Raw genomic sequence first — 24,565 nt, 5'->3', positions numbered from 1 at the left:
TATGACCGTAAAGCAGGCTCAATGACACGAATTGGCCGTTGTCCGGACCCCGCGTTGCCACTACACTGCGCGCCGATAGCCCAGGCCATGAATTATCCTTGCATTTTCAATGGGATAGTGGCTTTGAAAGCCGAGTGGCGGCGAACCGGCCATATAAATGCCGAAAGTCGCGCCCCTTTTTGTCACTTGGGCGGGCAAACCGTGATGGTTTTGAGTAGAATGTCGGCTCGATTCGACCCGGCATTGCCAGTGGATACTACCGGTAACACGTATTTAAGGAGACAACCTTGGCGGAATATGTAGTCTGGTTTCAGGATCTGGGGAAAGACGACGTAGAACACGTTGGTGGCAAAAATGCCTCCCTGGGTGAAATGATCAGCAATCTGTCGGCAGCGGGTGTCTCCGTGCCCGGCGGCTTTGCCACTACCGCTGAAGCCTTCCGTGAGTTCCTCGAGCACAACAACCTGACCCAAAAGATCAACGAAGCGCTGAGCGCTCTTGATGTTGAGGATGTGGTTGCACTGGCCAAGACCGGTGAAGAAATCCGCCAGTGGGTGATTGATGCGCCTTTCCAGCCTGCGTTAGACAAGGCTATCCGTGAAGCTTACGAGCAGATCGGCGAGGGCAATGCGGACCTGCCGGTGGCGGTTCGTTCTTCCGCTACCGCTGAGGATTTGCCGGATGCCTCCTTTGCCGGCCAACAGGAAACCTTCCTGAATATCCGTGGTATCGACAGTGTCATGGTCGCCGTGAAAGAGGTCTTTGCCTCCCTGTTTAATGACCGTGCCATCAGCTACCGGGTCCATCAGGGTTTTGACCACAAGCTGGTTGCCCTGTCTGCGGGTGTGCAGCGCATGGTGCGCTCCGAGACCGGCGCGGCAGGCGTGATGTTTTCCCTGGATACCGAATCCGGGTTCAAGGATGTGGTGTTCATTACCGCGTCTTACGGCCTGGGTGAAATGGTCGTGCAGGGCGCAGTAAACCCTGACGAATTCTACGTTCACAAGCAGACACTGCAGAATAACAAGCCTGCCATCCTGCGCCGTAACCTGGGCAGCAAGATGCAGAAGATGATTTACGGCGCCGAGGCCACTGCTGGCAAGTCAGTCCAGATTGTGGATGTGGATCGTGATGACCGCATGAAGTTCTGTCTGACCGACGAACACATCGAGAACCTGTCTCGTCAGGCGATCGAAATCGAGAAACACTACGGTATGCCCATGGACATCGAGTGGGCGCTGGATGGTGATGACGGCAAACTGTACATCGTTCAGGCCCGTCCCGAGACGGTGAAGAGCCGTTCTGATGCCAACGTCATGGAGCGTTACCTGCTCAAGCAGACCGGTAAGGTTCTGGTAGAAGGCCGCTCCATTGGCCAGCGTATCGGTGCCGGTACGGTCCGCATCGTTACCAGTGTCAAGGAAATGGACAAAGTGCAGCCGGGTGACGTGCTGGTGACCGACATGACGGATCCGGATTGGGAGCCGGTCATGAAGCGTGCGGCGGCCATCGTTACCAACCGTGGTGGCCGGACCTGTCACGCAGCCATTATTGCCCGTGAGCTGGGTGTGCCTGCCATCGTAGGGTGTGGCGATGCCACGGAACTGCTGTCTGATGGCATGGAAGTTACCGCGTCCTGTGCTGAGGGCGACACCGGCAAGATCTATGAAGGCAAGCTGGAATTTGACGTACAGCGTAATTCCATCGAATCCATGCCGAAGCTGCCATTCAAGATCATGATGAACGTCGGCAACCCGGATCGTGCTTTCGATTTCGCGGGGCTGCCGAACCAGGGCGTTGGGCTTGCCCGTCTGGAGTTCATCATCAACCGCATGATCGGTGTCCATCCGAAGGCGTTGTTGAACTACGACAGCATGCCGAACGACATCAAGCAGAACATCGACAAGCGTATTGCCGGCTATGGCGATCCGGTCGATTTCTATGTTGAGAAACTGGTGGAAGGCGTGTCGACCCTGGCTGCGGCGTTCTACCCCGAGAAAGTCATTGTTCGTCTGTCTGATTTCAAGTCCAACGAATACGCCAACCTGATCGGTGGCAAGCACTACGAGCCGGAAGAAGAAAACCCGATGCTGGGCTTCCGCGGTGCGAGCCGCTACATCAGTGAAAACTTCCGAGACTGCTTCGAGCTCGAATGCCGGGCCATGAAGAAAGTCCGCGATGTGATGGGCTTTACCAATGTTGAGCTGATGGTGCCGTTCGTTCGTACCACTGGCGAAGCCGAACAGGTGATCGAGCTTCTCGGCAAGAACGGCCTGAAGCGTGGTGAAAATGATCTGCGTGTCATCATGATGTGCGAGCTGCCCACCAATGCGCTGTTGGCCGATGAGTTCCTGCAGAACTTTGACGGCTTCTCTATCGGTTCCAACGACCTTACCCAGCTGACGTTGGGTCTGGACCGCGACTCCGGTATCGTCAGCCATCTGTTTGATGAGCGCGATCCTGCAGTGAAGAAGCTGCTGAAGATGGCCATTGATGCGTGTAACGCGCAGGGTAAATACATCGGGATCTGTGGTCAGGGCCCCTCGGACCATCCTGACTTGGCGAAATGGCTGATGGAGCAGGGTATCTCCTCTGTATCCCTGAACCCGGATTCAGTGCTGGATACCTGGTTCTTCTTGGCGGGCAAGCACGGCGACTAAATCGCACGGCTTGACCTGTCTGGTGCTTCATCGCACAGTAAAAAGCCCGCGCAAGCGGGCTTTTTTATGGTTCTTCGCAGGTTTGAGGGGAAAGCCCGATTGATCCCCCACCGCAAAGTGGGAGGCGTCCCCCAAAAATCCGCGATGAACCCTTTCAGGCGATCGGGCTTTGCATGTCATGGCTGGGATCTGCAGGTATTGCGAAAAGGAGGGCGGTCCATGTTTCACCGACTGATTCGGTCGCTTGAGCTCTATGATGGCCTGCGCATGCCTGTGAAAGTCGGCCGTGAAGAGCTGCTGTTAATCCATGAGGATGGGCAGACCTGGCTGGTGCAACGCCGTTGCCCCCACGCCGACTTCCCGCTTGATCGCTGTACCGTATCCGGTAACCAGTTGCGCTGCCCCGGTCACGGAATGGAATTCTCCTTGCGCAGCGGGCAATGCCTGACTGCCAACTATCGTCTTGACCAGTATCGGATTGCCTATGATGGGCCGTGGTTGGGGGTGGAGGCTTGAAAGCAGCTGTTAGCTATGAGTCATGAAGATCAAGAAGCAGACTTGTGCGGTTCTGGGCTCGCGATTTTAAAACCCATAGCTGATAGCTCGCTGGACTATCTCGCCGCGAAGACCTCCTCTTCCCCCATGCCCGCCAGGAAGTGCGGGGCATAACGGCTTTTCAGCTGTTTCACCTTACGAACATAAGCCTGGGTTTCCTTGAACGGGGGGATGCCACCATAACGACGCACATTGCCTTCGCCCGCATTGTATGCGGCAAGAATATGGTCAAGGTCGGTAAATTTGCCTTTCAGGTAGGCAAGAAAGCGGGTGCCACCAAGGATATTCTGACGGGCATCGAAGGGGTTGGTGACTTCAAGGTAGTTGGCCGTTTCCGGCATGAGTTGCATCAGGCCCTGGGCGCCCACACGGGACACAGCATTCGGGTTAAACAGGGATTCAGCGTGAATTACAGCCTTGATCAGGCCGGGTTCAACCCCGTACCGGCTGGCTGCGAGGGTAATAACGGTATCGTAGCGGTCACGCTCAGCATCGCTCAGCGCGCGGGTCTGGTAGCTCCATCCCTTTCGTACAGACAACAGGGTATGGTCACTGCCAACCCGCTCCTGGGGCTGATCAGTGAATAATATGGTGCCATCCGCTGCGCGGTACTTGTAAATGTTCCCCGCAGTGGCCGCTCCTGACAATCCGATAAGGCCACTGATACACAGGGCCATCAGGACGTAATTGTTCATTGTTATGGCCAGTACCCTTGGTAGCAGTTTGTGCTGCTCCGGTATTTATTATTTGCGTAGCCAAAGGCTAACGCTTGCCCCCATGTTAGCGTCGTCGTTTATAGTGGCCGAGTACTCACCGATGAAGTGGCGATATCGCGGGTTTAACGTGGACGCTAACAACCATCATACTACCCACTGATCGAAGGCCCAATAGCCTATCTGGTCAAAGTGCCGGGCAGGTCACAAGGAGAAAGTATGTTCCCGGAACGCCTACAACCCTGGTTGAGCAGTATGATTGCCTGGCTGGAGCTGGGCTTTCTTGCCCTTTTAATGCTACTGATTCTGGTCGCATTAGCCCTGTGGGTACAAGACCGGTTCTTCCAGAAAGCCCATGCCATTCGCCGAAATTTCCCCTTGATCGGCCGCTTTCGGTACTTTTTCGAGCATCTCGGAGAGTTCTTCCGCCAGTACTTTTTTGCCATGGATCGGGAAGAGCTGCCATTCAACCGGGCGCAACGCAGTTGGGTATACCGTGCTGCCAAAAATCTGGGTAATACCTCGGCATTCGGTTCGACCAAGCAGATCGGCGCCGGGCGGGTGATCTTCATGAATTGCCCGTACCCGACGTTGGAGAAGAATGCCGCCAAAACCCTCCCGCTCATGATCGGTCCTCACTGTGATCAACCCTACGTTGCTCACAGCATTTTTAATATCTCAGGTATGAGCTATGGCGCGTTGTCCCGGCCGGCAGTTCAGGCCTTGTCGAAAGGGGCCTCCATGGCCAATTGCTGGATGAATACAGGGGAAGGCGGCCTGTCCCCCTATCATCTGGACGGTGGCGGTGATGTGGTATTTCAGATCGGGACTGCCCGATACGGTGTGCGGGACGGTGAGGGCAACCTCGATGACGAGAAACTGGCGAACATTGCAGCACACAGCCAGGTAAAAATGTTCGAAATCAAGCTCAGCCAAGGGGCAAAACCCGGCAAAGGCGGGATTTTGCCTGCGGCAAAGGTCACAGAGGAAATTGGCAGGATAAGAGGCATTCCCGTCGGAGAATCCTCCATCAGCCCAAACGGACAGCCGGACATCCAGGACGCGGACAGTCTGCTTAACATGATTTCCCATGTCCGTAAGGTCACGGGCAAGCCCACCGGTATCAAGTGTGTGATCGGGTCGGCCCGTTGGCTTGAAGACCTGTTTCTGGCGATCCACGAGCGCGGACACGAATCCGCCCCGGATTTTATCACTGTGGACAGTGGTGACGGCGGTACCGGCGCCGCCCCCATGTCATTAATGGATGATGTTGGGCTGTATTTGGCTGAGTCATTGCCCCTGCTGGTGGACTTACGGGATGGCTACGGCCTGACCGACAGGATCAGGATCATCGCCTCTGGCAAATTAATTAATCCCAGCATGGTGGCCTGGGCTATTGCGGTCGGAGCGGATTTCTGTGTGTCCGCCCGTGGCTACATGTTCGCTCTGGGCTGTATTCAGGCGCTGCAGTGCAACCGCAATACCTGCCCGACTGGCGTGACAACTCATAACCCCCGTTTGCAGCGTGGCCTGGTTCCGGAAGAGAAATCACAGAGGGTGGCGTACTTCCACGACAATCTCGTCAAAGAGGTGGAAACCATCGCCCATTCCTGTGGCGTCAGTGAGCCGCGGGAATTGCGCCGTCATCATGCCAGGATGCTCAGCAGTAACGGCGAATCCATTCCACTGGATTATTTGTGGCCCCAAGTGGCTACAGGAGAGTATCTGGCTTCCGGGCGACCCAGTGAGCAACCAACACTGGTAAGGTGGCAGGCCCGGAAATCGTAACAAGTCCCTGTTCGGAGCATCAGAACGCTAAAGCTAAAACGTTGCCTGACATTCCCTATTTGCGAGGAGTAAGCAGTGAAAACCGAGTTTGATCTGGTGGTAATTGGTGCCGGTTCCGGCGGCGTCCGTGCTGCGCGTATGGCCGCGAGCCATGGCGCCAGCGTGGCAATCATCGAAGAGCGTTTTTTTGGTGGGACCTGCGTCAATGTGGGTTGCGTCCCCAAAAAACTGTTTTCCTATGGCGCACATTTCCCCCAGGAATTCTCACTGGCGAGCGATTATGGCTATCAGGTTGATGGCTGGTCGTTCGACTGGGCGACTCTCAGGGACAACAAGAGCCGGGAAATCGAGCGCTTGAACGGCATTTACCAGCGTATTCTCGACCAGGCGGGCGTCACCATTTTTCAGGGCCATGGCACGGTTCTGGGCGAGGGCAGGGTCTCGGTGGGAGATCAGGTTCTCACGGCCAGGCATGTATTGGTCGCTGTTGGCGGTAAGCCGTTTGTACCGGATTTCCCGGGCAAGGAACATGTTCGAATTTCAGACGACTTGTTTTATCTCTCTGAATTACCCGAACGGGTGGCGGTTGTGGGGGGCGGCTATATCGCAACTGAGTTCGCCGGCATTCTGCATGGGCTGGGCTGTGAGGTCACGCAGGTCTATCGCAAGGAGTTGTTCTTGCGGGGGTTTGATGAGGATATTCGGGCTTTTGTGGCAGCGCAGATGACGGCGCAGGGTATCACGCTGAAGTTCAATGCCGATGTGGCCAAAATCACCGAAGCCGAAGGCCGTAAACAACTTCACTTCCAGGATGGAGGTGAAGAGGAGTTCGATGAGGTGTTCTATGCCACTGGCCGTGTTCCCTTATTGGACGGTCTGTTTGCAGAAGGGGCAGCGCCTGCGCTCAATGAGCGTGGGGCTATCAAGGTCGATGAGCATTTTCAGACCAGCAACACCGGGCTGTATGCGTTGGGCGATGTGATTGACCGCGTACAGTTGACCCCGGTCGCCCTGGCTGAAGGCATGTGGCTGGCCGCACACCTGTTCGGCCAGAACAAGCCAGATGAGGCCATGAATTACGAACATATTGCGACGGCAGTGTTCAGTCATCCCAACATTGGTACTGTCGGCCTGACCGAGCAGCAGGCGCTAGAGTCTTGTGGGGCGGTCCGAGTCTATAAAAGCCAGTTTCGCCCCATGCGCTATACCCTTGGCGAGCTGCAGGAACGGAGTTTCATCAAGCTGATTGTCGATGATGAGACAGACAGGGTTCTGGGTTTGCACATGGCCGGCGAGGATGCCGCCGAGATTACCCAGGGGTTCGCAGTGGCGATCAAGATGGGCGCCACCAAGGCAGATTTTGATGCCACCGTGGGGATCCATCCAACGGCTGCCGAAGAACTCGTCACGATGCGCCAGGGCGAGCGCATTACACGTTGATTGTGGCTGGAATCGACTGCTGCCTTATCGCTTGCGGGCAAGCTCCCACAGAGTCAGCTCCGTGCCGCAGCTTTTCCCTCCCTGGCAACGAAGCGGCTCTGGGAGCCAGCCTGCTGGCTTAGAGCCGCTGCAATGTAACCGGCAGGCCGTCCCCAGGTACGGGCAGGCTGGTCGTATCCAGCGGCATTTCATAACTGTCCGGCACGCTCCAGCGATAATTCAGTAATACTTGATGGAGTATCGCTTTGACCTGCATCTCGGCGAAGTGCAGACCAATGCATTTGTGAGCCCCGCCGCCAAACGGCACCCAGGCATAAGGATGGATCTTGTCTTCCCTGCGTGCTTCGCTGAACCGCTCTGGGTCAAAGGTTTCCGGTTCCGGCCAGAACTCTTCCATATAGTGGGTAAAGAATGGGCTGACGCTGATAAAGGTGCCCTTGGGGATAAAGTAGCCGTTGAATTCGGCATCTCTGACGGTTTTGCGTGGCAATGAGGGGACCGGGGCGCATAGTCTCAAGGCCTCTTTCATGGCCAGGCCAATCCCCTCCAGTTTGGCCAGATCATCATAGTCGATGCAGGTCTTGTTCAGGGTCTGACTTTCTTCCCGCAAGCGCTGCTGCCACTGTGGATTCTTGGCCAGATAATAGAAGAGGGTGGACAGCGTGATGGTGGTCGTGTCGTGGGCGGCCATCATCAGGAAGATCATGTGATTGACCACATCGTCGTCGCTGAACTGGTCTCCATCTTCTGTTTTTGCATGGCACAACACACTGAACAAATCGGATTCCTGACTTGCCCGTTTCGCTGGCAATTCCTTGCGGAAAAAGCGTTCCAGCACCTTGCGCCCCCTGAGGCCTTTCGCCCAACGACCACCGGGAACATTCGTGCGAACCAGCGCGGTGCCGGCACGTACCGTATCAATAAATGCCTGGTTGATGGCTTTGCTTTCCGGGCCCAGTTCGTAGCCCATGAAGACGTCGGTGGCGAGATCCAGTGTCAGCTGTTTGATGGCATTGAAGACCAGGAAATCAGGTATCTGGTCCCAGTGTTCAATGCCCTGGGTAATATGCGGGCCCATGCGCTGGAGATAGCCCCGCAGGACATCGCGGTTAAATGCCTGCTGCATGATTTTGCGGTGCCAGCGATGTTCCTCGAAATCCAGCAGCATGATGCCGCGGTGGAAAAACTTGCCAATGAAATAGTCCCAACCCTGATGGTTAGAGAACAGGTCTCCGCGGTTAAGCATCACAAACTGGTTGGCGTCAGGGCCCACCATGTGAACCATGCGCATGCCAAAGACACTGGCCCAGGAAATCGGGCCATAGCGGTCGTAACGCTTGCGCATTAGATTGATTGGGTCTTTCATGAATGACAGGGTCATCCCAATCAGGGGCAGGCCCCGGTCGCCCTGAATCGCTTTCAGATTGCTGTCAGCAGGAACCGTGCAAAACGGCTGGCTCATGATGGCACTCCAGTCTCAACATTGTGTTTACTATGTATCTCCGTGATCGCCTTGGACAAGAGTGCTATATAGATTTTCGTCTCGTGTTTAGCTTGTGCTGATGCAATTTTGATCACGACTGGAATAAAGGGGTAGCTATCGGGCCTGTAGCGCTTTCTCCCGGCGTTTTCCAATGAGTTATCCACAGTATCTGTGGAAGACTGCAGTGACTGGATAACCGCGGCAGTTCAGCACTGTGAGGCTTGCCGGTAGCTGTGTATGATTCGGCTCAAAGCTTGTCAGCCACGGCTGGCCAATATCCGGCAGTTTAAGGAGAACAAGGAATGCGTCGTGTGGTGTTTAACCAGAAGGGCGGAGTGGGGAAATCCAGTATTACCGTCAATCTGGCCGCGATCAGTGCTGCGGAGGGGAACCGCACCCTGGTTGTTGATCTCGATCCCCAGTGTAATGCCAGTCAGTACCTGTTGGGGATGGAGGCCTACAGTGGCGGAGAAGGCCCCAAGCCTAACATCGGCACCTTCTTCGGCCAGACGCTGTCGTTTCGCCTGAAAGAAAAAGACCCACGCGATTATGTTCACGCCACTCCGTTCGAGAACCTGTTCGTCCTGCCCTCCAACGGCGAACTTGGCGAAATCGAGCACATGCTCGAGTCCAAGCACAAGATCTACAAACTCCGGGGGTTGCTGAAAACCTTGTCCCGTGATTTTGACAACATCTTTGTGGATACCCCGCCAGCCTATAACTTCTACACGCTCTCGGCCCTGATTGCCGCGGACAAGGTTCTGATTCCGTTTGACTGTGATGCGTTCTCCCGCAAGGCGCTTTATACGCTGCTGGAAAACATCCAGGAGGCCCGGGAAGACCATAATGATGAGCTTCAGGTTGAGGGTATCGTCGTCAACCAGTTCCAGCCTCGGGCCCGGTTGCCCCAGGAACTGGTTGCGTCGTTGCAGGAAGAGGGCTTGCCGATTCTCGAAAACAAGCTGTCTTCCAGTGTGGTGATGCGCGAGTCCCATGAGCGGGCCACTCCGCTGGTGAATTTGCAGCCCAAGCACAAACTCACCGAGGAGTATCGCGCTCTGTTCCACGAGCTCAATGGCTGACCTTTCCTTCGCACGGCGCCGCGCAGAACGGATTCTGCGGTCGGTATCGGCCACTCGCTGGCTGGCTCGCCTGGCGCTGCAACGGGGCGACACACTCAAGGCGCGTCTTGGCGATGCGGCCGACGATGTGCGGCTTTTCGCTGTCATGCTGTACGACTGGGCCACCGGCCGCTATCGTCAGGTGCCCTGGTCAACGCTGGTGAGTCTGGCTGCGGCCCTGGTGTATTTCCTGATTCCGCTTGATGCCATACCGGATCCCATTATCGCACTGGGACTACTGGATGATGCGGGTGTTCTGGCGCGGGCCGGGACGCAATGTCGTGGAGATATCGAACAATACCGCCAGTGGCGGTCCGGGCAGGAGGAGGGTTAACGATCCGTCATGGATAACCTGTACAAAGGCCCGGAGATCAAACCGGGATATCTTGGCAAAGGCACCATCGTCTATGAGCCGATCTCACCGCTTAGCCTGACGCAACGGTTGGGCCGGCTGCGGTACGCCTGCTACCAGTTTTGCTCCAGTCTGATTGCGATATTGTTGATGGCGCTTTCCTGGGTGGTATCGGCGTCTCCCGCCGTCCCGGCATGGCTTGGATACCTGGTGACAGGAGTCGTTGCTCTGCTGGCGATTGTCTATCTGACAGGCCTGATGGTAAGGCGCCTTCATGACATCGAAAGAAGCGGCTGGTGGACTCTGTTGGTACTGGTTCCAGGGATAAATCTGCCATTTCAGCTCTATCTCTACCTTGCTGATGGCAGCAGCATGATGAACCGCTATGGCACTCCGAACCCGCCCCCCGGGGCGCTGGTAAAGGTTTTTGGCGGTCTCTTTTGGGTGTGGAATGTACTGGTATTGACCTTCCTTACCGCGCTGGTGTTTTTACAGTGGTGGCAACCTGACTGGATCGCTGGGGCGCTTGAGCGGTTGCCGTTGGGATCAATCCCGCGTCTGCCCGTCGGCCAGCAATACCACTAGACTCCTATTTCTCATAATAAGTGTGATACTGTTTACTGAATTGGGGCCAGATGGGGCGGCTCCGTATAACAAAAGAATAGAATAGCGAGATCAGAAAGGGAGAACTTATGGCTAAGCGATTGCTGGGCAGTCTGTTGGCGGTAGCCCTGTTGCCGATTCAGGGGATGGCAGCCATCACTAATACCGACCTAGAAGAATTCGAACTTTCCCTGTGGCAGGTCCGTACCGATTTTCACATGTTGACCGTCATGACCGGCAGCGATTCTTATGCTTCAGACCTCGATCGCTCGATCTCCCGGGCCCAGGCTGCACTGGCGTCTCTGAATGGGGATGCAGAAGGGAGCGAGGAGAGAGACCTTGTCGCCGCCTTGGAGAAAGACTGGAAAATTTACGAGGATGCCGCCAGCGGCAACACCATGGCCGAGCAGGGTTTCACCAATGCTTACACCATCCAGGATGTGAATGAGCTGCCCGCCATTATGGTGGAAAGAATGGATGCCTTCGGTGACGCCAAAAGTGGTCAATATGATGATGTGCTTGCATTGGCGGCATATTTACAGCGGATGACTTCTGAGTATCTCAACCTTGCAGCTGACCCTTCGGGCGGAATGGCCGCGGGCTCTGATGAGGGGCGTCTGGAATTCAAAGATGCCGTCCCGCAGTTCGAAAAAATGCTCGCAGCAGCCCAACGCAAGCATTCGGGTGACGAGGCAATGGCGCGCGCGCTCAATCAGGTAGGTCTGAAATGGCAGTTTATTCGAGAATCGATGGTTAAATTCTACGAAAACGCGGTGCCTTTCCTGATTTATCGTTATACCAGGCAGATGGTTGAGACGATGGACCAGGCAATCAGTCTGGCGTCGACAGAAGTCGAGAAACCAACTTTCGGGCCGGTGGATTAATTATCACCATGGTCTGACACTGACCCCCGCCCGGATGCGGGGGTTTTTCGTGGGGAGTAAAAAGAGTGAGGGACAAGTGAAAACGACGTTACGGATAACAGCAATAGCAGCCCTTTTGGCCGGTGCGAGCCTTGCCGAAGCGGCAGTCACTGCAGGAGAGCTCGCAACGCTGGAAGCAGATGCCTGGCGCGCGAGAATGGGATTCCATCTCCTTTCCATTAGAGGCGATAACCCGGATGACCGGGAAGCCCTGAGAATTTTACTGGCCGAAGGGGATCAACGGCTTAATGAAATGGTCAAGGAAGCGGAGCCGGGCAATGAGGCTGGCATCAACGCACTAAATGAGGCCTGGGCGACGCTTTCTGAGCGAGCACTGGACAATCCTCTGGCATCACTGGGTTATGCCGATTATGGGGCGATGAGTGAGATGAATACGACCACGCTTGACGTGGTGGAGCTGGCCGAGTCGACCCGTGACCAGCAGACGAGCGCCTATCTTGATATCGCAGAGTTGTCCGTCGCGATGCAACGATTGGCGAGCGAGTATCTCGCATTGGCGGCCTTTCCTTCAGCTGGTTTGCCTACAGGTACAGGCCTTAAGCCCATGGATTTTGCCATTGAATCCAAGGGCATTGATGACAGGCTGAAAGCCCTGAACACGCAGTATGCTGCTGACACTCAGGCGTCCGATGTTCTGGATTTTGTGAACCAACGTTGGGCCTTTATCCGTAGCACTATTCCGAAAATGAACGATGAAGCCTCGAACAAGGTTCCCTATCTGTTTTACCGGTATGCGAACCAGGTTGCGGAGCGGATTGAAGAGCTGGTCGAAGCAAGCAAAGGTTAGCCAGGCAAGTTGGGTGTCTGCGCGGGCGATCGCCCGCGCAGGCAATCAATTCGAACGAGTGGCAAGCCAGTCCGCACTGATTCTCCAGGCATGATCCGGCGCTTTCGAGCCAGAAAACACGCCTGCGTGACCGCCAGGCACTTCCTCGAAACGTTTATCCCGGCTTCCTACCAGATTCATGACTTCCCGTGCTGCCCGCAGACTGACGATGTTGTCGGTGGTGCCGGCGAAAGCCAATAAATCCTGCTTGATGGTTGTGAAATCCACGTTGCGCCCTCCGATGCGTATACGGCCACGCGCCAGACTGTTGGCGAGGATCATTTTTTCAATCACTTCGCGAACTACCGCACCGGGGTAGTCAACCATGTCATTGAACCATTGGCCCATGGTCATATATTCAGTCACGTATTCGCGATCACCGAGGTTCCGAATCAAATCCATGTAGGCTTGCACCACCCCTGGAGGATTGGTCATCTTGAAACCGAAGGCCAACAGTCCGGCAGGAATATGAAACAGTTTGTCATCCAGTGGCTTCAGCCGCAGCTTGAACCAGTCGTGGGCTTTCATGGACGGGATAGCGGCTAACGAGATGGCTTTGCCGAAAGGGCCACTTTTATGGAAGTTGACCGGGCTGGCAATGGTGATCAGGTTCTTGACCGGGGAGGTGTCATGGGCACCCAGGTACATAAGGCACAGGAGCCCCCCCATGCAATACCCCATGAGATTGACCGAATCGGCCTCTGCATGCTCACACACCGCGCGGATAGCGGCGGGGAGCCAACGATTGACGTAGGTATCCAGATCGAGACCGTGCTCCGCTTGGGAAGGCTTGCCCCAATCGACCAGGTAAACGTCATATCCCCGCGCCATCAGATACTTCACCATCGAGCGGTTGGGCATCAAATCATAGGTCCAGCAGTGAATGCCCAGGGCAGGGACCAACACCAGAGGCACCCGGTGGCGTTTGGGTTGTATCGCTAGTGTCTGATCATTGAGCTCGATGGATTTGCCGGGTGGAAGGCTGTAATGCCGCACAGCCATGATGCCGTCCCGGTAGATTTCATCCCAGGGGGTTTTATCCACGTGAATGAAGCGGTCCGGGTGACGGCGGCGTTCGACAATATGCCCAACGGCTCGCATGCTGGTTCTGAATCGGGAAGAGGTTGCCAAGAATCAATCTCCGCGCTGATACAGGGTGAGGCTCTTAAAGGGGTTTAGTGACAATGTCACCGGTGCAGTCGCTCTCCAGTGAGCAGCCATGCGAAATCCGGGGCGACTGTCATGCCCGAGTACCCGGATATTCTGGGGCGTGTGTTGCGACCAAACAACTTTCTGATTGAGCTATCCAGGAAAGGCGTGGCTGTGCATTCTGGAGCCGCGTGACAGATGCGAGACTAATGTTGACCGCCAGAGACTGCTATAATCGCCTCCGAAAAGCCCGCCAGCGCCTTTCAAGCTGACGCCATCATCTGCTCTTTGCCAACAGGAGGCATTGGCCGCCGTGACAGACTCGTCTCCCCCGTTTACCCGTCTGGATGTATGCAATCGATTTCTCGAATCCGTTCGGCACTCTGTAGTGCTTGGTATGGAAGTGATCAGCGCAGAGGAAACCGCGGTTCGTGCCCGGCTTCCCTGGCGTGATGATCTGGTTGGAAATCCGGAAACCGGTGTTATGCATGGCGGGGCGATCTTCGCCATGATGGATCACGCAGGCGGCATGTCAGTCACCTGTAGAACCTTTCCTGTCTTTGAGATCACGCCGACGATTGATTTTCGTGTCGACCACCTGCGCGGCCCGGCGAAGGGAGCGGCAGTGGTTTGTGAAGCGTCCTGCTACCGTTTGACCCCTCACGTTGCCTTTGTTCGCATTACCAGCTGGGAGGAGGGCAACGAGGACGCGCCGATCGCTACCGGGCTGGCCACCTACACACGTTTAAAAATTGACAAAGCCGGGCAGGTGGTAGGCCAATGAAAGCGCTCAAGACTCTGATTGATGAATGCCGTAGCGGTGCCACCGATTACCAGGAGCTGGTTGACCGGGTTCCTTACGCCCGTTTTCTGGGGATCCAGGTGGTCGCGCAGGGCGATGAACTGACCTTTGTGCTGCCCAAGAATGACAACGTGATTGGCAACCCGACACTGCCAGCCTTGCATGGCGGTGCGGTGGCCGGCTTTATGGAGCAGGCAGCGATCATCTTCATTCTGCTGCAAATGGGGGAGCCACGGGTCCCCAAAACTATCGATTTCACCATCGATTACCTGCGCGCCGGGCATTTTCGTGATACTTACGCGGAGTGCCGCATCACCCGGCAGGGGCGTCGTATCGCCAATGTCCATATCAGTGCCTGGCAAAAGAACCGCCAGGAGCCGATTACCATTGCCCGCGCCCATTTCCTGTTGTCCGAAGACGCCTGAACCGCGTCTCCCGAGCCGCTGCGGCGGCTCGGGGGTTAAGGAGCCTCTGAATAACTCCTTGCATGCTCAGTCTTTCAGGCTGATTCACCCCCTCGGCCAAGGTAAATAGGGGCGCACTTTTGAAGGCATGCTGGTTGCCTGTCGAGACTCATACCTTCAAATACAGGCAACAACGAGCGTGGATCAGCCTGGAAGACCCGGAGGGCGCGGCCTGAAGCGCCCATCAGCTGTGCCTTGCCTCTTGAAAAGGGAACCACCCTTCCCGTCGAGACAAGGCACAACTGCTGCACGCTTCAGGCCACGCTGAGTACGCAAGGAGTTATTCAGAGGCTCCTTGATTGTGATTTCCCGCCAGCGGCGCCTGTAATTGTCATCCCGCGACATTGTCCACCTTTCAGGATCGGCCTAGCGTTGAAGAACGCTACGCAACCACGGAAGAAGGTGCCCAATGAAAATAACCAGAGTCTCCGCTCCTCCGACACAGGTCAGCATTTACCAGAACTGGGATGGCCCCGGGGCTGACGACATCGAAGACAAACTGTCCGCTGAGCACGTGGATGACATTGTCGAAATCTTCCAGACCCCACTGACGGGTCACTACAACTGGGACTATTCCTCTGCGGATGGCCGGATCCGCAAGCTCTACCGGCTCGGCAAGGAACTGAACTGGAATGCGGATATGGACCTGGACTGGAGCCAGGATTTCCCCCGTTCTGAAATCCCCATGGACCAGTCTTTCAATCCGTTCAACGGCTGGCCGGTGTTTGAAGCACTAAGCGACGAGGAAAAACTGCGTTTTGGCTGGCACAACCTTGCCTGGATGCTCGCCCAGTTCATGCATGGTGAGCAGGGCGCCTTGCTGGTCGCCTCGCAGTTGGCAAGCTGCGCACCCACCTATGATGCCAAGCTCTATGCTGCGAGCCAGACTTTTGATGAGGCACGGCATGTGGAGGCCTTTACCCGTTACCTTCAGGAAAAGATCGGCATCCTCTACCCGGTGAACCCAAACCTGAAGGCGTTACTGGACAAAATTTTGTCCGACCCCCGCTGGGACCTGAAATTCATCGGTATGCAAATCATCATCGAAGGGCTGGCACTGGCCGCGTTTAACACCCTGAAAATGACGGCGAAGGACCCATTGCTCAAGCAGCTTGTGCACTTGGTGATCCGTGATGAAGCGCGCCATGTTACCTTTGGAGTCAACTACTTGGAGGATTTTGTTAAGACACTTTCTCATGAAGAAAAAGAAGAGCGGGCACACTTCGCTTTTGAAGCTTGCGTCGTCATGCGAGAGCGCCTCATCAGCACCGAAGTGTTCGAGCACTTCGGCTGGGATGTGGAGGCGGCCAGAGAGCAGGTGCTGTCATCGACCATCATGGCCCAGTTCCGCAATCTGCTGTTTACCCGCATCATGCCTAACCTGAAACGCATCGGGTTACTCACCGAGTCTGTTCGGCCACGGTTCGAGGAGCTGGGTATCCTTCAGTACGAAAACCTGGTGGATGATGGTGAAGTTGACTGGGCAGAGCTGTCCAAACCCCTGTACGACGAGGCCGGCTAGGGCCTGTTCCCGGTGTCTTATGCCTGTATGGTGACCTGCCGCCCCGACAGCGGGGCGGACAGGGCCTGCTGTGTTGCCGAATAGGCTTGCTCCAGGGCAACACGCCCGTTCTTGAGTCGATTCGGGCCTGCCCGCAACAGTCCGTCAATGGCCAGCGTCATCAGATTGGGTCTGATCGGTGGCAATAACGCTGCACTGTTGGCCCGACGCCAGGGCGAACGGGATTGCAGATGGTGGTAGAGTACCCGCTCTCCGGGCCAGGTCGCGGCTAATCCGTGGCGGTCAGCAATGCCGCCATCCCAGTAGCGTTCACCGTTAATACTGGCAGGCTGAAACAGCAGCGGCACGGCACAGGAGGCGTATACGGCCTCAACGGCATCGCCATCACGCAGCACCCGGGTTCGCTGGCTGCGGCCATGCCAGACAGACAGGGCAACGGGCCGTGGGCTTTCGTCAAGAAGACGAATGGGCAGGATATCGGCCAGCAGTGAACGGAAAGCCTGCCCCCGGAGCAATCCGAGGCCTGGCGAAGGATCCCAGAAATCCCCTTTGTCCAGATGGAGCAGACGCTGCTCCAGCGTTGTCATGCCGCTGCCACTGGCAACACTACATGCGACCAGGGCACCTGCACTGGAGCCACACAATCGTGCCGGCGTTAGCCCATGCTCTTGCAGGGCCTTTACCACCCCGAAATGGGCGAAGAAACCAAAAAAACCTGACGACATGGCCAGCGTGAACGGTTTGGCTGCCAGCCAGTCAGCCAATGTTTGAGAAGGGTATGTCACAGGATTCCGATTCTCCGGCAGTTCCGGTAGAGCAACAGGGCAGAGCGCTGCAGCATAGCATGCTGCTGGCCGCAGTGGCGGTCACGGCGCTGGGGCAGACGCTGGTGTTTACGCTTCTGCCGTCGTTGGGGCGTGCGACTGGGCTGGCCGAAATGCAGGTCGGCCTGATTATCAGCTGTTCTTCACTGGTGTTTGCCCTTGCCAGCCCGGTATGGGGGACGCTGAGTGAATCGCTGGGGCGCAAACGTGTGCTGGTGATCGGGTTGTCCGGGTATTCCCTTGGCACGTTGATGTTTTCGCTTGTCTTCGACGCCGGTCTGCATGGCTGGGTCAGTGGTACTGCTCTGGTTGCCGGGTTGGTGATCAGCAGAATGTTGCAGGCGGCCATCATGGCAGCGACACCCGCCGCGGCGGCGGCCTATACCGCCGATATTACCACTCCGGAACAACGTACCCGGGGCATGGGCAGGATCGGTGCGGCCAACAACCTGGGCACTGTCGTCGGTCCGGTTTCCGGAGGCATTCTGGCGGCAGTGGCGCTGGTCTTCCCCTTGTATGGCGTCGCGATCATCACCGGGCTAATGGCTGTCCTGATGGCGCTGTTCTTGCCGCCATCCCCGCATGTGCCCACTGAACGTGCGCTTTCGTTAGGACAAACCCTTCGTAAAGGTCTGAGTGCCTACGCGGATCCGCGACTCCGGGATTTGTTACTTACCGGGGTGATGCTGTTCATGAGTTTCGCCCTGATCCAGCAGACTCTAGGCTTTTTGTTTCAGGATCATTTCGCCATGTCACCTGAGGGGGCGGCCAGGGCACTCGGGCTGACCATGATGGCGGCTGCCATCACCTCATTGCTTGGGCAGCTGATTGTGGTGCAGTGGCTAAAAGCCGCTCCCACGGTACTGATCATTATGGCTATTCCCGCCATTGGCGCAGGGGCAGTGATTCTCTGGTTGGCAGATGCCCAAACCATCATGAGTCTTGCAGTGCTGTTGATCGGTCTTGGGCTTGGCTTTGGCATGCCGGCGATCATGGCGCTGGCCAGTTTGCGGGTCAGTGCAGAAGAGCAGGGTCGGGTAGCGGGCCTGGCCAGTGCGTGCCCGGCGTTAGGATTCATTCTTGGCCCGCTGGTCGGCACCGGGCTGTATACGCTGGATCATCGCTGGCCGTATCTGCTGGTGATGGGGCTCACTGTGCCGCTGGCGTACCTGGCCTGGCGATTGGTGAAAAACTCCGGTTAGCGCTTCAGTTTCCCTCTGGCGCCGCTTTCTCCCGGGCGAGTAACCAGGCTTTGCGCTCCACGCCCCACCGATACCCCGACAGCCCGCCATCTCGCCGGATGATCCGGTGACAGGGGACCGCCACGGCCAGCACATTGCTCGCACAGGCTCGGGCAACCGCGCGCGCGGCGGTGGGCCTGCCAATCCGCTCTGCCAGTTGTTGATAGTCCAGGGTCATGCCAACAGGAATGGCCTGCAGGGCTTGCCATACCTGACGTTGAAATACGGTGCCCCGGATATCCAGAGGCAGTGTCACAGGTTGTTCCGGATGCTGAACCAGCTGGCAGACCGCCGCAATCTGTTGGTTGAACGCGTCATTCGGTGGCAATAGGGTGGCGTGGCGAAAATGGTCCTGAAACTCATCGAGCAATACCCCGGGATCCTCTCCCAGCGCAATCCAGCACACGCCCTGTGAAGACGCGGCCACCGCCAGCTCGCCGAGCTCGGTGCTGGCAAGTGCGAAGGTCAGCTGTTCCCCCTTGCCGCCCTTGCGGTGTTTGGCGGGAGGCATGCCTGTCAGGCGTGGGGCGTCCTGATAAAAATGGCTGGCAGAACCGTATCCGGCTTCAGTTGCTGCCTGCAGTACGGAGCCTTGCTTCGCCAGCGCCGGGTAAAGCCGGCATTGTCGAATCGCGGCCAGGTACTCTGTCGGAGTCAGTCCTGTCACGCTACGAAAGTGGCGTAACAAGGTGGCTTCCGCCATGCCGGCATCACTTGCCACGTCAGCAATCGCGGCGTCCGCACCACTCACCACATATCCCTCAAGATTGCGGCAGACGCGTGCCAACAGCGCACCCAGATCCCTCCCCACCTTGTCCAGGGGGCGGCAGCGCTTGCACGGGCGAAATCCCGCTTGAAGGGCTCCGCGGATGTCTTCATAGAATCTCACGTTCTCACGGCGCGGGAGGCGGGAAGGGCAGCCAGGGCTGCACACCACCCCAGTAGTTGTCACGCCGTAAACGAAACTTGTACCAGGCAAGCGACTTTCCAGCTGCTGCCAGCGCAGGTTGTCCAGCTCGCTCACGGGAGCGTCAACGCTGGCAGGGTTGGGGGACATCTGAGGCTCTCCGCGGTAACCGCATTGCATTGATAGGGTATCAATATTGCCGCCGGTCACCTCGAAAAACATCCGCAAAGGTACGTCAAAGTCGAATAAGTGGAGGGCGTGCTGAGGAAGGGGGGGATGATGCAAGAGAGAAGCGGGCAAGCCTGGGCCTGCCCGCGAATCGTTAGTTTAGTCGGTGTAGGGCAGCAGGGTCAGCTCTACGCGGCGGTTCTGTTCACGGCCGCTGGCGGTGCTGTTGCTGGCGATCGGCTGGGTTTCGCCAAAGCCGACAATATCCATGCGCACCTGCTCGACACCAAAGCCCGCCAGAGAATTGGCCACGGCCTGGGCTCGCTGCTGGGAGAGCAGCAGGTTGTAGCGGTCGCCACCCGTGCTATCGGTGTGACCCGCGACCTGGATCATGGTGGACTTGTACTCCTTGAGTACCTCGGCCACGGCATCCAGAACAGGGCTGAAGGAGGATTTCACATTGGTGCTGTCGGTGGCGAAGGTCAAGTTGCCCGGCATGTTGAGAATGATGTTCTCGCCGTCTCGAGTCACAGATACCCCAGCCCCTTCGAGTTTCTGGCGAAGCTTGGCTTCTTGCACGTCCATGTAATAACCGACGCCGCCGCCAGTGATGGCGCCAATGCCGGCACCGGCCAGTGCGCGTTCCTTGCGCTCCTTGGCGCTGTCAGAGGTAGCAATCCCGATCAAGGCACCGGCCACTGCACCGATTGCGGCCCCGGACGTGGCCTTGGAGGTCTGCTTCTCTCCGGTGTAGGGGTTAATGGTGCTACAGCCCGTGACAGCAACGGTGCCGGCAAGAATCAGCGAACCCGCAAAACGTTTCATGAAAACTCCCTTGGAATACATAACTTATTGGTTTTTTTTAACGCTTTAGTCCTCAATGAACCATAGCGACCGTGTAAAAGCTGGTAAAGTGCCGCGTCTCAAGTTTGCCAATCGGTACTGACAAAGACAGGACCCTGGATGAAAAGTTCGTCATTTTCCCCGCCACCCGTTGCCTTGATGGAACGCATTCTGCGCATTCAGAAGTGGTACTTTTCCCCGGTCTTGCATGGGGCAGAAAATGTTGATGCCCAGCGACCGGCGCTGTTTGTGGGTAACCACGGGCTGTATGGCCTGATCGATTCCCCTCTTTTTGTGCTCGAGCTCTATCGCCAGACGGGTGTTTTCCCTCGCGCACTGGGTGACCGGCTGCATTTTGATGTGCCGGGTTGGGGCAAGCTGCTGACCCGTTGGGGCGCGGTGGAAGGCACACCGGCAAATTGCACCCAATTGATGGAATCGGGTCAGCATGTGCTGGTGTTCCCCGGTGGTGCTCGTGAGGTGGCCATGCGCAAGGACGAGATCCACAAGTTGGTGTGGAAGCAACGGACCGGATTTGCCCGGATGGCCATCCAGCATGGTTATGACATCATCCCGTTTGCCTCTGCGGGCTGCGACATGACGTACAAGATTCTCTATGACAGCCAGGATTTCAAACGCTCACGGCTGGGCAAATGGCTGCTCAAGCGCAAGCCCGTGGACAATCTTTTGCGTGATGGCGACACCTTCATGCCATTGAGCCGGGGGCTGGGCCCCACCTTGCTGCCCAAGCCTGAACCCCTCTGGTTTCAGATTGGCAAACCGATCCCCACCACTGACTATGCAGGTAGGGAAGGGGACAAGAACGCGTGCTGGGACTTGCGCGACAAAGTGTCTGCGTCTATCGAGTCCATGCTGGCCGATCTTGAGGAGCAAAGGGCCGGAGCCCGCCGTCGGGGTGTACGCAAATGGCTGCTCAAATAAGTGTGTCCGAAATAGTCCATGCCCCTGTCCCGCAGCGCCAGTGAAAGGGGAGCCGAACAGCGATAACATGCGAAAAACCTTGGAGAATTTGCATGCGACGCTGGAATGGCTGGGGCGACAGCGCCAATAATTATCCACTGAAGCCCTCTGGGCTGCGCTTTGTGCAGGCGCGCCTTGGCAGGGCCGAGCCGCTGCCTGACGCAGAACTGCAGTCCGTGCTGGATCAGGTTCCGGCTAGCCGTCTTGCCGCTCACCCCCTTGTCAGCACCGACCCGGAAATTCGCGTCCGCCATGCCCGCGGTCAAAGCCTCCCCGATTGGCTTGCCATGCGTTCGGGCGAGTTTGGGCATTTTCCCGACGGGGTAGCAGAACCCGAAACCAGTGGGGAAGTCCGCAAGCTACTCAGCTGGGCCGAGCAGCACGATGTCGTGGTGATCCCCTACGGTGGCGGGACCTCCGTGGCAGGACATATCAATCCCCAGCCTTCCAGCAAACCGGTGCTGACCCTGTCACTGGCGCGCATGAACCGGCTTGTTGAGCTGGACCGTGAGAGCCAGATTGCCACCTTTGGGGCTGGCACCCCGGGTCCGCAGGTAGAACAGCAACTGCGAGAGCAGGGCTATGTATTGGGGCATTTCCCGCAGTCTTGGGAGCTGTCGACCATTGGCGGCTGGGTCGCCAGTCGTTCCAGTGGCCAGCAATCCATGCGCTATGGCCGTATTGAGCAAATGTTCGCAGGGGGCAAGGTGGAGACACCCCGTGGCACCCTGGAGATTCCTGCCATCCCGGCCTCGTCAGCCGGTCCCGATATCCGCGAGATCATCCTCGGTTCTGAAGGGCGTATGGGGATCATCACCGAGGTCAAGGTCAGGGTTACCCCACTGCCGGAAACCGAATCCTTTCACGTTGCCTTTGCCCCGAATTGGGACACTGCGGTGGAACTTGTCAGGGGGATGACCCAGGCCAGGCTTCCCCTGTCGATGCTGCGTGTGTCCAACCCGGAAGAGACCCGAAGCCACCTGATGCTTGCCGGTCATGAAAAACTGGTATCTGTATTGCATCGCTATCTGGGCCTGCGCGGTTGTGGCGATGAAAAGTGCATGATCACCTTTGGGGTCACTGGCGAGCGGCGCCAGAGTCGCCAGACCCTGGCTGCAGCCAGGCAACGCATCCGAGGCGCAGGGGGGGTAGTGATCGGAACGCTGCTCGGCAAAAAATGGGAAGAATCACGGTTCCGTTCGCCGTATCTGAGACACGGCCTCTGGGAGCATGGCTACGTGGTCGACACCTTTGAGACAGCGGTAAACTGGAAGCAGGTGACCCCGGCCATGAAGGCCATGGAGCAAGCGGTTCGCGAGCAGGCCGGTGACGGTGAGCAGGTGCACGTCTTCACCCATTTGTCGCATCTCTACCCGCAGGGTTCGAGTATCTATACCACGTATGTCTTCCGCTGTTCCGCCAGCTACCCGGAAACACTGGCTCGCTGGCAAGCCATGAAACAGGCTGCCAGCGAGGCCATCGTTGCCAATGGCGGCACCATCAGCCATCAGCATGGCGTCGGCCGGGATCATGCGCCCTGGCTGATCCATGAAAAAGGGCAGGAAGGCATGGCCGCAATACGCAGCCTTATCGGCCATTTTGATCCGCAGCAGAGACTGAATCCGGGCTGCCTGATTCAGGATTCAGACGTCACAGACAAACAGGGATGATGACAATGTTGGGCAAGCGGCAACCGTTGGAACAACTGGCACAACAGCAATGGGATTTGCTGGTCATCGGTGGCGGAATTACCGGGGCGGGTATTTTGCTGGAGGCTGCCCGGCGTGGCCTCAAGGTCCTGCTACTGGAGCAGACCGATTATGCCTGGGGAACGTCCAGCCGTTCGTCCAAAATGGTTCATGGCGGGCTCCGTTATATCGCCCAGGGTGATGTCCGGCTTACCCGGCATTCGTTGCTCGAGCGCGAGCGTCTGCTCAAGGAACTGCCCGGTCTGGTGGAACGTGCCACCTATCTTTTTCCGCTCAGGAAAGGGGTATTCCCCGGCCGTTGGCCCATGAAAGCGATTCTCTGGTTGTACGATTTCCTCGCCGGTATTCGGGATCACCGCTATCTCAACCGGGCCGAAGTGGAAAAGCGCGCTCCGGGCCTGAACACAGATGGCCTCACCGGGGCCATGAGTTACACCGATGCCCTCACTGATGACTGCCGTCTGGTGATGCGGACCTTGCTGGAAGCGGCACGGCATGGTGGGCTGGCCCAGAACTATACCCGGGTGACAGGCACGCAGCGCGTGGCCGAGAGATTTGAGGTTTCCGTGACGGATCGGGTCAATGGTGGCACTACTACCTTGCAGGCACGCCATGTGATCAATGCGACGGGAGCCTGGGCAGATCGACTGTCTGGTAGTGAGTCCCGTGTGCGACCTCTACGCGGCAGTCATTTGTTTATTGATCCCGCCCGGCTTCCCGTGAGCGATTGCCTGACGGTCATGCACCCCGACGACGGTCGCCCAGTGTTTGTTTTCCCCTGGGAAGGGGTCACCTGCGTGGGCACCACCGATCTGGACCACCCGGAAGACATGGACATCGAAGCCAGTGCCAGCGAGCGGGAACTCCAGTATCTGCTCAAACTCATCAACACCCAGTTCCCGGACGTGACAGTGAGCCGTGATGATGTCTACGCCACCATTGCCGGCGTACGGCCGGTCATTGCCTCGGGCAAAGGGGTCGATCCGTCCAAGGAACGTCGTGATCATGCTGTTTGGGAGTCCGATGGCATTGTCACCGTCAGTGGTGGCAAATTGACCACATTCCGGCTGATCGCCCTGGATGCCTTGCTGGCAACCGGGCTGATCGACGCCCGCGCGCATCGATCGGGCCAGAAAACCCGCGAGCCCATGTATCAACCATTGGACAATGCCCCGCAAGCGGTACAGCATTTCCTGCATGCCAGTCAGGATGATCAGGGTTTCATCGAGTGGCTGCTCGACAATGAGTCTGTCGTGCATCTTGACGATCTGATGCTGAGACGAACGCGCTTGGGGCTCATCAAGCCGAATGCGGGCTTGGTGGTTCTTGATCGCTATCGTGCATTGATCCAGCAAGGCCTCGGCTGGGACGACGACCGCTGGGAGCAGGAAGTTCAGCGTTATCTGGGCCTGCACGAACGCTTTTATGGGGTTCCCGGGCTCCCGGACATGGAACGGATGGCAGGCTGAG

General features: G+C 57.2%; 22 protein-coding genes. 16 read left to right on the top strand and 6 right to left on the bottom strand.

Translation table 11 applies throughout. From position 1 onward, the window contains the following. The first annotated feature begins 287 nt into the window (after positions 1-287). Both ppsA and D4A39_RS04365 read left to right on the top strand, forming a co-directional pair. Complete coding sequence (ppsA, locus tag D4A39_RS04370; protein WP_022983831.1) at positions 288-2,660, top strand: phosphoenolpyruvate synthase; 2,373 nt, start codon at positions 288-290, stop codon at positions 2,658-2,660. A 219-nt stretch (positions 2,661-2,879) separates the two neighbouring features. Further along, complete coding sequence (locus tag D4A39_RS04365) at positions 2,880-3,176, top strand: Rieske (2Fe-2S) protein (RefSeq protein ID WP_022983830.1); 297 nt, start codon at positions 2,880-2,882, stop codon at positions 3,174-3,176. 95 nt (positions 3,177-3,271) lie between these two features. Here D4A39_RS04365 and D4A39_RS04360 read toward each other — a convergent pair whose 3' ends face one another. Continuing rightward, positions 3,272-3,910: a transglycosylase SLT domain-containing protein gene (locus D4A39_RS04360; protein ID WP_022983829.1), complete on the bottom strand. Its 639-nt coding sequence runs from the start codon at positions 3,908-3,910 to the stop codon at positions 3,272-3,274. Between the two features lie 237 nt (positions 3,911-4,147). On the opposite strand from D4A39_RS04360, the gene D4A39_RS04355 reads away from it, so the two are divergent. Both D4A39_RS04355 and gorA read left to right on the top strand, forming a co-directional pair. Next, the gene (locus tag D4A39_RS04355; RefSeq protein ID WP_119917558.1) at positions 4,148-5,716 is read left to right on the top strand and encodes an FMN-binding glutamate synthase family protein; all 1,569 of its coding nucleotides are present in this window, start codon (positions 4,148-4,150) and stop codon (positions 5,714-5,716) included. Positions 5,717-5,791: 75 nt separating this feature from the next. After that, positions 5,792-7,156 (top strand): glutathione-disulfide reductase, encoded by a 1,365-nt coding sequence (gene gorA / locus D4A39_RS04350; protein ID WP_119917557.1) that lies wholly within the window; start codon positions 5,792-5,794, stop codon positions 7,154-7,156. 118 nt (positions 7,157-7,274) lie between these two features. Here the strand turns inward: gorA and D4A39_RS04345 are convergent, their stop codons facing one another. Further along, complete coding sequence (locus D4A39_RS04345; protein ID WP_022983826.1) at positions 7,275-8,618, bottom strand: cytochrome P450; 1,344 nt, start codon at positions 8,616-8,618, stop codon at positions 7,275-7,277. Between the two features lie 323 nt (positions 8,619-8,941). Between D4A39_RS04345 and D4A39_RS04340 the strand changes: the two genes are divergently transcribed. From D4A39_RS04340 to D4A39_RS04320, 5 genes are all read left to right on the top strand, one after another. Beyond that, positions 8,942-9,721: a ParA family protein gene (locus D4A39_RS04340; RefSeq protein WP_022983825.1), complete on the top strand. Its 780-nt coding sequence runs from the start codon at positions 8,942-8,944 to the stop codon at positions 9,719-9,721. Further along, the gene (locus D4A39_RS04335) at positions 9,714-10,094 is read left to right on the top strand and encodes a YkvA family protein (RefSeq protein WP_119917556.1); all 381 of its coding nucleotides are present in this window, start codon (positions 9,714-9,716) and stop codon (positions 10,092-10,094) included. The genes D4A39_RS04340 and D4A39_RS04335 overlap by 8 nt, the downstream gene beginning before the upstream one ends. Before the next feature lie 9 nt (positions 10,095-10,103). Continuing rightward, positions 10,104-10,697 (top strand): DUF805 domain-containing protein, encoded by a 594-nt coding sequence (locus D4A39_RS04330; RefSeq protein ID WP_119917555.1) that lies wholly within the window; start codon positions 10,104-10,106, stop codon positions 10,695-10,697. A 107-nt stretch (positions 10,698-10,804) separates the two neighbouring features. Further along, complete coding sequence (locus D4A39_RS04325) at positions 10,805-11,599, top strand: hypothetical protein (protein ID WP_119917554.1); 795 nt, start codon at positions 10,805-10,807, stop codon at positions 11,597-11,599. A 76-nt stretch (positions 11,600-11,675) separates the two neighbouring features. Then, positions 11,676-12,446, top strand: a complete 771-nt coding sequence (locus D4A39_RS04320; RefSeq protein ID WP_031225765.1) for a hypothetical protein — start codon at positions 11,676-11,678, stop codon at positions 12,444-12,446. 45 nt (positions 12,447-12,491) lie between these two features. Here D4A39_RS04320 and D4A39_RS04315 read toward each other — a convergent pair whose 3' ends face one another. Next, a complete protein-coding gene (locus D4A39_RS04315) occupies positions 12,492-13,616 on the bottom strand; it encodes an alpha/beta fold hydrolase (RefSeq protein ID WP_233552407.1) in 1,125 nt (374 codons plus the stop codon). Between the two features lie 331 nt (positions 13,617-13,947). Here D4A39_RS04315 and D4A39_RS04310 point away from each other — a divergent pair, with 331 nt between their 5' ends. The 3 genes from D4A39_RS04310 (at position 13,948) to D4A39_RS04300 (ending at position 16,422) form a co-directional block, all read left to right on the top strand. Continuing rightward, a complete protein-coding gene (locus D4A39_RS04310; protein WP_233552406.1) occupies positions 13,948-14,418 on the top strand; it encodes a PaaI family thioesterase in 471 nt (156 codons plus the stop codon). After that, entirely contained in the window at positions 14,415-14,861 is a 447-nt protein-coding gene (locus D4A39_RS04305) for a PaaI family thioesterase (protein ID WP_022986531.1), read from the top strand. Before D4A39_RS04310 ends, D4A39_RS04305 begins: the two co-directional genes overlap by 4 nt. 448 nt (positions 14,862-15,309) lie before the next feature. Further along, a complete protein-coding gene (locus tag D4A39_RS04300; protein ID WP_119917552.1) occupies positions 15,310-16,422 on the top strand; it encodes a ferritin-like domain-containing protein in 1,113 nt (370 codons plus the stop codon). A gap of 17 nt (positions 16,423-16,439) precedes the next feature. Here the strand turns inward: D4A39_RS04300 and D4A39_RS04295 are convergent, their stop codons facing one another. After that, positions 16,440-17,207, bottom strand: a complete 768-nt coding sequence (locus D4A39_RS04295) for a patatin-like phospholipase family protein (protein ID WP_233552405.1) — start codon at positions 17,205-17,207, stop codon at positions 16,440-16,442. On the opposite strand from D4A39_RS04295, the gene D4A39_RS04290 reads away from it, so the two are divergent. Beyond that, positions 17,201-18,448, top strand: coding sequence for an MFS transporter (locus D4A39_RS04290; RefSeq protein WP_233552404.1), 1,248 nt, complete (start codon positions 17,201-17,203; stop codon positions 18,446-18,448). The genes D4A39_RS04295 and D4A39_RS04290 overlap by 7 nt on opposite strands. A gap of 4 nt (positions 18,449-18,452) precedes the next feature. Here D4A39_RS04290 and ada read toward each other — a convergent pair whose 3' ends face one another. Beyond that, entirely contained in the window at positions 18,453-19,544 is a 1,092-nt protein-coding gene (gene ada, locus D4A39_RS04285; protein ID WP_119917551.1) for a bifunctional DNA-binding transcriptional regulator/O6-methylguanine-DNA methyltransferase Ada, read from the bottom strand. A 177-nt stretch (positions 19,545-19,721) separates the two neighbouring features. Further along, on the bottom strand, positions 19,722-20,387 hold the full coding sequence (locus D4A39_RS04280; RefSeq protein ID WP_022986387.1) for a YiaD family glycine zipper/OmpA-like lipoprotein: 666 nt from the start codon (positions 20,385-20,387) through the stop codon (positions 19,722-19,724). Positions 20,388-20,525: 138 nt separating this feature from the next. Here D4A39_RS04280 and D4A39_RS04275 point away from each other — a divergent pair, with 138 nt between their 5' ends. The 3 genes from D4A39_RS04275 to D4A39_RS04265 all read left to right on the top strand — a co-directional run bounded on the left by D4A39_RS04275 (position 20,526) and on the right by D4A39_RS04265 (position 24,564). Further along, positions 20,526-21,347 carry a lysophospholipid acyltransferase family protein gene (locus tag D4A39_RS04275; protein WP_102792400.1) on the top strand — a complete coding sequence of 274 codons (822 nt, stop codon included), beginning with the start codon at positions 20,526-20,528 and terminating at the stop codon, positions 21,345-21,347. Positions 21,348-21,439: 92 nt separating this feature from the next. Further along, entirely contained in the window at positions 21,440-23,056 is a 1,617-nt protein-coding gene (locus D4A39_RS04270) for an FAD-binding oxidoreductase (RefSeq protein WP_119917550.1), read from the top strand. 5 nt (positions 23,057-23,061) lie between these two features. Next, a complete protein-coding gene (locus tag D4A39_RS04265; RefSeq protein ID WP_119917549.1) occupies positions 23,062-24,564 on the top strand; it encodes a glycerol-3-phosphate dehydrogenase/oxidase in 1,503 nt (500 codons plus the stop codon). Position 24,565 lies beyond the last annotated feature (1 nt).

It is taken from the genome of Alcanivorax profundi (assembly GCF_003597125.1).
Taxonomy (GTDB): domain Bacteria; phylum Pseudomonadota; class Gammaproteobacteria; order Pseudomonadales; family Alcanivoracaceae; genus Alcanivorax; species Alcanivorax profundi.
Note: the sequence above shows the minus strand (reverse complement) of the source record. Positions and strands in the feature narration are given on the sequence as shown.

What these genes read in the sequence shown, in the direction of transcription:
- D4A39_RS04365 (WP_022983830.1), top strand. Translation starts at nt 2,880, where the DNA reads ATGTTTCACCGACTGATTCGGTCGCTTGAGCTCTATGATGGCCTGCGC.
- D4A39_RS04360 (WP_022983829.1), bottom strand. Translation starts at nt 3,910, where the DNA reads ATGAACAATTACGTCCTGATGGCCCTGTGTATCAGTGGCCTTATCGGA.
- D4A39_RS04355 (WP_119917558.1), top strand. Translation starts at nt 4,148, where the DNA reads ATGTTCCCGGAACGCCTACAACCCTGGTTGAGCAGTATGATTGCCTGG.
- D4A39_RS04345 (WP_022983826.1), bottom strand. Translation starts at nt 8,618, where the DNA reads ATGAGCCAGCCGTTTTGCACGGTTCCTGCTGACAGCAATCTGAAAGCG.
- D4A39_RS04340 (WP_022983825.1), top strand. Translation starts at nt 8,942, where the DNA reads ATGCGTCGTGTGGTGTTTAACCAGAAGGGCGGAGTGGGGAAATCCAGT.
- D4A39_RS04335 (WP_119917556.1), top strand. Translation starts at nt 9,714, where the DNA reads ATGGCTGACCTTTCCTTCGCACGGCGCCGCGCAGAACGGATTCTGCGG.
- D4A39_RS04330 (WP_119917555.1), top strand. Translation starts at nt 10,104, where the DNA reads ATGGATAACCTGTACAAAGGCCCGGAGATCAAACCGGGATATCTTGGC.
- D4A39_RS04325 (WP_119917554.1), top strand. Translation starts at nt 10,805, where the DNA reads ATGGCTAAGCGATTGCTGGGCAGTCTGTTGGCGGTAGCCCTGTTGCCG.
- D4A39_RS04305 (WP_022986531.1), top strand. Translation starts at nt 14,415, where the DNA reads ATGAAAGCGCTCAAGACTCTGATTGATGAATGCCGTAGCGGTGCCACC.
- D4A39_RS04300 (WP_119917552.1), top strand. Translation starts at nt 15,310, where the DNA reads ATGAAAATAACCAGAGTCTCCGCTCCTCCGACACAGGTCAGCATTTAC.
- D4A39_RS04290 (WP_233552404.1), top strand. Translation starts at nt 17,201, where the DNA reads ATGTCACAGGATTCCGATTCTCCGGCAGTTCCGGTAGAGCAACAGGGC.
- ada (WP_119917551.1), bottom strand. Translation starts at nt 19,544, where the DNA reads ATGTCCCCCAACCCTGCCAGCGTTGACGCTCCCGTGAGCGAGCTGGAC.
- D4A39_RS04280 (WP_022986387.1), bottom strand. Translation starts at nt 20,387, where the DNA reads ATGAAACGTTTTGCGGGTTCGCTGATTCTTGCCGGCACCGTTGCTGTC.
- D4A39_RS04275 (WP_102792400.1), top strand. Translation starts at nt 20,526, where the DNA reads ATGAAAAGTTCGTCATTTTCCCCGCCACCCGTTGCCTTGATGGAACGC.
- D4A39_RS04270 (WP_119917550.1), top strand. Translation starts at nt 21,440, where the DNA reads ATGCGACGCTGGAATGGCTGGGGCGACAGCGCCAATAATTATCCACTG.
- D4A39_RS04265 (WP_119917549.1), top strand. Translation starts at nt 23,062, where the DNA reads ATGTTGGGCAAGCGGCAACCGTTGGAACAACTGGCACAACAGCAATGG.